General features: G+C 65.9%; 8 protein-coding genes. 3 read left to right on the top strand and 5 right to left on the bottom strand.

All coding sequences use genetic code 11. The annotated features are described in order from the left end of the window. Nucleotides 1–166: 166 nt before the first annotated feature. The 3 genes from HV786_RS27140 to HV786_RS27130 all read left to right on the top strand — a co-directional run bounded on the left by HV786_RS27140 (nucleotide 167) and on the right by HV786_RS27130 (nucleotide 4,423). Nucleotides 167–634, top strand: coding sequence for a hypothetical protein (locus HV786_RS27140; RefSeq protein ID WP_056316644.1), 468 nt, complete (start codon nucleotides 167–169; stop codon nucleotides 632–634). 135 nt (nucleotides 635–769) lie between these two features. Continuing rightward, nucleotides 770–2,494, top strand: a complete 1,725-nt coding sequence (locus HV786_RS27135) for a methyl-accepting chemotaxis protein (protein ID WP_128828150.1) — start codon at nucleotides 770–772, stop codon at nucleotides 2,492–2,494. Between the two features lie 333 nt (nucleotides 2,495–2,827). Next, a complete protein-coding gene (locus HV786_RS27130; protein ID WP_175212088.1) occupies nucleotides 2,828–4,423 on the top strand; it encodes a methyl-accepting chemotaxis protein in 1,596 nt (531 codons plus the stop codon). Between the two features lie 32 nt (nucleotides 4,424–4,455). Here the strand turns inward: HV786_RS27130 and fliR are convergent, their stop codons facing one another. The 5 genes from fliR to fliN form a co-directional block, all read right to left on the bottom strand. Next, complete coding sequence (gene fliR, locus HV786_RS27125; RefSeq protein ID WP_128828151.1) at nucleotides 4,456–5,244, bottom strand: flagellar biosynthetic protein FliR; 789 nt, start codon at nucleotides 5,242–5,244, stop codon at nucleotides 4,456–4,458. 34 nt (nucleotides 5,245–5,278) lie between these two features. Further along, the gene (gene fliQ / locus HV786_RS27120; protein WP_056316656.1) at nucleotides 5,279–5,548 is read right to left on the bottom strand and encodes a flagellar biosynthesis protein FliQ; all 270 of its coding nucleotides are present in this window, start codon (nucleotides 5,546–5,548) and stop codon (nucleotides 5,279–5,281) included. A gap of 18 nt (nucleotides 5,549–5,566) precedes the next feature. Further along, entirely contained in the window at nucleotides 5,567–6,358 is a 792-nt protein-coding gene (gene fliP / locus HV786_RS27115; protein ID WP_369818491.1) for a flagellar type III secretion system pore protein FliP, read from the bottom strand. Nucleotides 6,359–6,392: 34 nt separating this feature from the next. Next, nucleotides 6,393–6,716 (bottom strand): flagellar biosynthetic protein FliO, encoded by a 324-nt coding sequence (gene fliO / locus HV786_RS27110; protein ID WP_056316659.1) that lies wholly within the window; start codon nucleotides 6,714–6,716, stop codon nucleotides 6,393–6,395. 11 nt (nucleotides 6,717–6,727) lie between these two features. Then, a partial coding sequence (gene fliN / locus HV786_RS27105) for a flagellar motor switch protein FliN (protein WP_175212087.1) occupies nucleotides 6,728–7,105 on the bottom strand: 378 nt, incomplete at its 5' end.

Below are 7,105 nucleotides of genomic sequence, written 5' to 3'. Positions count from 1 at the left end.
CCTCGGCGGCGCGGCCGCCGCGCAGACCGGCGGCGACGCGTCCCGCGCCCGCCGCGAAGACCGACCCGAAGCCCGCATCCGCACCGGCCGCAAGCCGGCGGCAGGCGCCTTCGGACGACGATTGGGAATCTTTCTGACGCCGGGTAGACCGGCAAATAGGCAGGGTATGCGAGGTTATCTACATCTTCTGGCAGCGGCCGCGATTGCGGCCTTTGTCGCGGGTTGCGCGGCAACGGGTCACAACTTCGATCCGAGCAAGCTGTCGACCCTGACGCCCGGTCAGACGACGGTGGAAGAGGCCGCGCGCGCGCTGACCGCTCCGCCTGCCCAGCAGTTCAAACAGAGCGACGGCACGGTGCTGATGCTCTGGTCCCACAAAATCACCTTTGTCGCCGACGGCCTGTACAGCCGCAAGGAAGCGCTGCTGCAGTTCGGCCCCGATGGCCGGCTGATGCGGCTCGTCGACAGCACCAATATTCTGCTGGAACCCTGGGAACGCCAGAAATTGTTGGGACCGGCCCCTGCGCCTGAGATCACTCAGGACTGGGCCCAACCGGCCGTGGCCCCCGAGGTGCAAACCATCTACATCCCGGGTCCGGGAGAACCGGCCGGTCTGGCGCCGCAGGGCAAGTAGCCCCGCAGTCCAGCAGAAGACATCGGGCCCCAAGCCCGATGTTCGTCGCCCTGAGTGCAAGCCCTGTGTAACAGGGCGTGTCCCACGGGTGGTTTTTCATTTGGTCAGAGCAGTTCCTGAGGGATGGGGAAATAAATGGAAGCGAGTCTCGAATCCGGCGCAAAGGCCGGCAAGGCGGGCAAGAAAAAAGCCGCGCGCGCACCCAAGGTCAAGCGCAAACTGAGGCTGCGCGATGCGCGCGTCGGCACGATGCTGCTGTGGGTGATGGCGTTTTTCGCGCTGCTGATCGCAGCAGTGGGGGGCTTGGCCGCCTACTTCCTGCAAAGCAACTATGAATCGATCCGAGAGGTCAATGCGCTGACCGAGCGCGCCAAGCAGGTCGAGATCATCAACAGCGACATGCTGCGTGCACGCGTTGGCCTGATGGTGGCCGCCCGTCACCTGCAGGAGTCCGGCTGGGGCAGCGGCGAGAATTCGGCGCGTGACGCGGCCGCCGCGCTCAAGGGCGCGACCGACCTCCTGACCGGCGTGCGCAGCCGCTTTGCCGATTTCCAGAAGAACATGCTCGAGGACGACACCGGCCGCCAGTTGTCGATGAACCTGGTGCGCCGCTATCGCTCGTACATCGACGACGGCGTGGACACGATGGTCGAAGCCCTGCGCAGCGAAGACTATTCGACGTTCTACATGGTGAACAACGAATACGGCACGCCGCGCAGCGCCGCCTTCATCGAGGCGATCGCCCAGTTCGACAAGTACATTGCCGATCAGCAGCGCCAGACGATCGATCAGGCCGAAGCGAACTTCAAGCTGGCCATGATCGCCGTGGGCATTGCCGTGGCGCTGGCCCTCTTGTTGATGGTGCTTGCCCGCATCCTGTTCGGCCGCCTGGTCGTGCGCCCCTTGGTAGAGGCCGGCCAGCACTTCGACAAGATCGCCGCCGGCGACCTGACGGGCCGTGTGGAAGTGCGTTCGCACAATGAAATCGGCCAGCTCTTCGCCGCGCTCAAGCGCATGCAGGAAAGCCTGACGCGCACGGTGTCGACGGTGCGCCGCGGCGTGGACGAGATCACGGTGGGCTCGCGCGAGATTTCCGCGGGCAACACGGATCTGTCCAGCCGCACGGAAGAGCAGGCCGCTTCGCTGGAAGAGACCGCTGCATCGATGGAAGAGCTGGCCTCGACCGTGAAGCAGAACGCCGACAACGCCCGCCAAGCCAACCAGCTGGCGGCCAGCGCGTCGGACGTGGCCGAACGCGGCGGTTCCGCCGTGTCTGAAGTGGTCAACACCATGGAAGGCATTTCGGCCAGCTCGCGCAAGATTTCCGAGATCGTGTCGGTCATCGACGGCATCGCGTTCCAGACCAACATCCTGGCGCTGAACGCGGCGGTGGAAGCCGCGCGTGCCGGTGAGCAGGGCAAGGGCTTTGCGGTGGTGGCGGGCGAAGTGCGCTCGCTGGCGCAGCGCAGCGCCCAGGCCGCCAAGGAAATCAAGGGTCTGATCGAGGACTCGGTCTCCAAGGTGGGCGCCGGTTCGCAGCAGGTGCAACGCGCCGGCGCGACGATGCAGGAAATCGTGGCGTCGGTGAAGCGCGTGACGGACATCATGGGCGAGATCTCGGCGGCGTCCGAAGAGCAGTCCAGCGGCATCGATCAGGTGAACCGCGCGGTGTCGCAGATGGACGAAGTGACGCAGCAGAACGCGGCGCTGGTGGAAGAGGCCGCGGCCGCCGCCGGCTCGCTGCAGGAGCAGGCCCAGCGCCTGGCCGAAGCGGTGGCCGTGTTCAAGATCAACGCGGGCGAAGTCATTGAAGTGCCTGCGCATCAGCTCGGCGGCTATGCCGCGCCGTCGCTGAACTGATCGTTGTTGTTCCGGGCCGCGCCCGATCCCGCAAACGCGGGATCGGGCGCGGCTTTTTATACGTCCGCAATGCTCGGATCCGGCAGGAATCGCTTGTCTTATATCCAATGGTTATAAGGGCGTTGATCGCGGTCATAAGCACGTTAAGTTTTCTGCTTTATGACCGTAAACATTGGCAACGCCTGATGCGTCAGGCCGAAAACACAGTGATCGATGGTGACCGGGGGATCGGGCGCCAGACGAAGCCGGCGGGAGTGCACCGTTGCCTCGCATCGCGTCCGTTGCATGCCGCTCAATCTGCTGTCGTATATGTTGTAAACCCGGAGACAAGCCGTGCGCGTCAACCTACCCGTCACCAATGTGGAAACCAAGCTGCGCGAGGATCAATACCTGATCTCGCGCACGGATACCAAGGGCCGCATCGTCTATGCGAACCCTGCGTTCGTCGATGTCAGCGGCTTCACGCGCGACGAACTCATCGGCAAGCCGCACAACATCGTGCGCCATCCCGACATGCCCCCGGAGGCCTACGCGGACCTTTGGGAGACCCTGGAGGCCGGCGAGTCCTGGCTGGGGGTCGTCAAGAACCGCCGCAAGGATGGCGGCTTTTACTGGGTGCTGGCCAACGCCACGCCCATTATCGAGAACGGCGAGGTCGTGGCTTATTCGTCGGTGCGTGTGCGCCCGTCGGAAGAGCAGGTCGAGATGGCCGAGGAACTCTATGCGCGCATGCGCGAGGGCACGGCCAGGGGCGTGCGCATCCTGCGTGGCCGCCCCGTGCGCGCCGGCTGGCGCCGCGGGCTGGACGTGCTGGCCTTTCCGTTCCGGTCCGGCGTGCGCAACCGCATGCTGCGCCACGCCACGCTGTCGGCCGGCTTCGTCGCCGCGGCCGGCGCCTATGGGCTGCATGCCAATTGGGACAGCCTGTCGCCGTGGGGCGCGGGATTGGGTTGCGGCGCGATAGCGCTGGCCGTTGCCGCCATCTACGGCATGGGCTGGAGCTTGGCGCGTTCGCTCCTGGATCCGATGCTGGATGCGGCCAACATGGCGCGCCAGGTAGCGGCCGGCAATCTCACCACGCAGATCGTGCCCGAGTCGGATGACGAGGTGGGCAGCCTGAAGTTCTCGCTGGAAGTGATGCGCAAGAGCCTGATCGGCATCGCGCACGATGTCTACCGCGGCATCGAAGGCACGACGCACGCCGCCGTGCACATTGCCCGCGGTAACCAGGAGCTGGCCGGCCGCACTCAGGGGCAGGCGGCGTCGTTGCAGCAGACGGCCGCCAGCATGCAGCAGCTGACCTCGACCGTGCGTCAGAACGCCGACAACGCGCGGCAGGCGAACGACCTGGCCGCCAGCAGCATGGACGTCGCGCGGCGCGGCGGCGTGGCCGTGGGGCAGGTGGTCAACACCATGCACGGCATTTCAGACAGCTCGCGCAAGATCGCCGATATCGTCAGTATCATCGAAGGCATCGCCTTTCAGACCAACATCCTGGCGCTGAATGCGGCGGTGGAAGCGGCCCGGGCCGGCGAATCCGGCAAGGGTTTTGCGGTGGTGGCGGGCGAGGTGCGCAGCCTGGCGCAAAAGAGCGCCCAGGCGGCCAAGGAAGTGAAGTCGCTGATCGAAGACTCGGTCGACCGCGTGACGGAAGGCTCGGCACAGGCCGAACAGGCTGGCGCGACGATGCAGGAGATCGTGGACGCCGTGCACCGTGTCACGGCCATCATCAGCGAGATCTCGCGCGCTTCGCAGGAACAGTCAACCGGCATCGAGCAGGTGGACACCGCGGTCTCGCAGATGGACGTGATGACCGAGCAGAACACGGCGCTCGTGCAGGAGTTGGGCGGCGCGGTGACGCAGTTGGGCAATCAGTCGGGCGCGCTGCGCGAGACCATCCGCGTCTTCCGCGTGGTGGGCCAGCACTGAGCGGTTGGCGGCAGGGCCGCTCGCCGGCCCCGCTAGCGTCCCGCCAGGGCGTCCACGACGCGGCTCATCGCGGTCAGGCCCGATTCGAAGAGCGATTCCAGGAACGGGCCGGCGTGAGGCAGCACGATGGTCAACACCGTCACGCCGATGATGAGCGTGACGGGAAAGCCCACCGAGAACACGGAAAGCTGCTGGGCGGCGCGGTTCAGGATGCCCATCGCCAGGTTGATGGTGAGCAGCGCGCAGATCAGCGGCAGCGCCAGCAGCAGGCCCGACACGAACACCGTCTTGCCCCATTCGACGACCGTGCCCCAGCCATTCTGGTGCAGCTGGATCGTGGCAATCGGCAAGGTATCGAAGGACCGCACCAGGGCCGCCAGGACGAGAAGGTGGCCGTCCAGCGCCAGGAAGGTCAGCATCGCGACGATGTTGAATAGGCGCGACAGCACGGCGGTGTTGGCGCCCGAGCTGGGATCGAAGAACGACGCGAACGACAGACCCATCTGCAGTCCCACGAATTCCCCCGCGGTCTGCACCGCCGCGAACACGATGCGCATGGTAAAGCCCATGGCGATGCCGATCAGCACCTGCTGCATCACCATCCACAGACCCGCGTATGATCCGGGCGCCACCGGCGGCATGGCATCGAGCGCGGGCCCGATCGCCACGGCCAGCACGAAAGCCAGGCCGATCTTGACCTTGACGGGAATGAGCGATTCGGAGAACAGGGGCGCGGTGGCCACGAGCGCCAGAATACGCACGAACGGCCAGAGAAACTGGCCGACCCAGCCGTTGAGCTGCTCGAGCGTGAAAGAGAACATGGCGTGGCAACCCGTGTCCGGCGGCGGGCGCCGCTCAGGACACCAGCATGGGGATCTGGCCGATGAGCTGCCGGATGTAGTCGACCATGACGCCGATCAGCCACGGGCCCAGCAGCACCAGCACGCCGCACATGGCCAGCAGCTTCGGAATGAACGACAGCGTCATTTCGTTGATCTGCGTGGCGGCCTGGAAAATGCTGATGACCAGACCCACCACCAGCGTGACGAGGAGCAGGGGACCGGCCATCGCCAGGACGACCTTCATCGCCTGGTAGGTCATGGTCATGACGGTTTCGGCAGTCATGGCGATCTCCTTGCGGCGTTACTGGTAGAAGCTCTGGGCGAGCGAGCCCATGAGCAGGTTCCAGCCGTCGGCCAGCACGAACAGCATCAGCTTGAACGGCAGCGCCACGGTGACGGGCGGCACCATCATCATGCCCAGCGCCATCAGCACGCTGGCAACCACCAGGTCGATGATGAGGAAGGGAATGAAGATCGTGAACCCGATCTGGAAGGCGGTTTTCAGTTCGCTGGTGATGAAGGCCGGCACCAGGATGCGCATCGGCACCTGCGAGGGGTCTTCCAGCGCCGGCTGTTTGGCCAGGTTGGCAAAGAGCGACAGGTCGTTCTCGCGCGTCTGGTGCAGCATGAACGTGCGTAGGGGACCCGCGGCGCGTTCGACCGCGGCCTCGAACTGGATTGTCCCTTCGGACAAGGGCTTGTAGGCGTCGGTGTAGATCTTGTCGAACACCGGCGACATCGTATAGAAGGTCAGGAACAGCGCCAGGCCGATCAGTACGTGGTTGGGCGGCGACATGGCGGTGCCCATCGCGCTGCGCAGCAGGCCCAGCACGATGATGATGCGCGTGAAGCCCGTCATCATCAGCAGCGCGGCCGGCAGGAAGGACAGCGACGTCATGAGCAGCATGGTCTGCATGCTGAGCGAGTACGTCTGCGAGCCGTCCGCGCCCGGCGTGGCCGTCAGCGCGGGCAGCGTGGCCTGGGCCACGACGCCGGCCGGGAAGAAGGCCAGGCCCAGCACCGCGGCGGCGGCCAGCATGGGCAGCGCGCGCTGGCCGGCGCGTGCGAATGTCGTGCGGGTAGGCAAACTCATGGGTATCGCTTGATTCGCGCCGGGGCGTTGTGCCTTAGCGGCGCTTGAGTGCCTGGCCCAGCTTGGCTGCAAAGGCGGCCGTGGGCAAAGGCGAACCCTCCGGCAACTGGCCGGCGGGCAGGGTATGCAGGGTGGTGAGCTGGTTCGGGCCGACGCCCACCACCAGCCAGGTGTCTTCGATCTCGACGACGACGACGCTTTGTCGCGGACCGACCGGCAGGCTGGCAACCTGGCGCAGCAGATTGCCGCCGCCGCGTTGCACCAGTCCGGCGCGCTTGGCAAGCCACGCCGAGACCAGGATGGCGGCCACCACCAGCACGAGGCCGACGATGACGCGCAGCAGAGCAGGTTCGGTCATGGCGCCAGGGTTCAACGACGGTTGTTCAAGCGGTTGATCCGCTCGGACGGGGTGATGATGTCGGTCAGGCGGATGCCGTACTTTTCTTCGACGACCACGACTTCGCCCTGGGCGATCAGGTAGCCGTTGACGAAGATGTCCATCGGCTCGCCGGCCAGGCCGTCGAGTTCGACCACGGAGCCCTGACCCAGCTGGAGCAGGTTCTTGATGGTCAGGCGGGTGCGGCCCAGCTCGACCGTCAACTGGACGGGAACGTCCATGATGAGGTCGATGTCGGTGCCTTGGCCGGACGTGGCGCCAGCGAGCGGCTTGAACACCGATTGCGCCGCGGATTGCGCGGGCGCAGCGGGTGCGGCGGCCGGGGCCGGGGCAGCGGGCGCCGGAGCGGC

Origin of the sequence: Achromobacter mucicolens (assembly GCF_902859725.1) — a bacterium.
In the GTDB taxonomy this organism is placed as follows: domain Bacteria; phylum Pseudomonadota; class Gammaproteobacteria; order Burkholderiales; family Burkholderiaceae_B; genus Achromobacter; species Achromobacter mucicolens.
Note: the sequence above shows the minus strand (reverse complement) of the source record. Positions and strands in the feature narration are given on the sequence as shown.

What these genes read in the sequence shown, in the direction of transcription:
- fliR (WP_128828151.1), bottom strand. Translation starts at nt 5,244, where the DNA reads ATGTTCTCTTTCACGCTCGAGCAGCTCAACGGCTGGGTCGGCCAGTTT.
- fliP (WP_369818491.1), bottom strand. Translation starts at nt 6,358, where the DNA reads ATGAGTTTGCCTACCCGCACGACATTCGCACGCGCCGGCCAGCGCGCG.
- HV786_RS27135 (WP_128828150.1), top strand. Translation starts at nt 770, where the DNA reads ATGGAAGCGAGTCTCGAATCCGGCGCAAAGGCCGGCAAGGCGGGCAAG.
- HV786_RS27140 (WP_056316644.1), top strand. Translation starts at nt 167, where the DNA reads ATGCGAGGTTATCTACATCTTCTGGCAGCGGCCGCGATTGCGGCCTTT.
- fliO (WP_056316659.1), bottom strand. Translation starts at nt 6,716, where the DNA reads ATGACCGAACCTGCTCTGCTGCGCGTCATCGTCGGCCTCGTGCTGGTG.
- fliQ (WP_056316656.1), bottom strand. Translation starts at nt 5,548, where the DNA reads ATGACTGCCGAAACCGTCATGACCATGACCTACCAGGCGATGAAGGTC.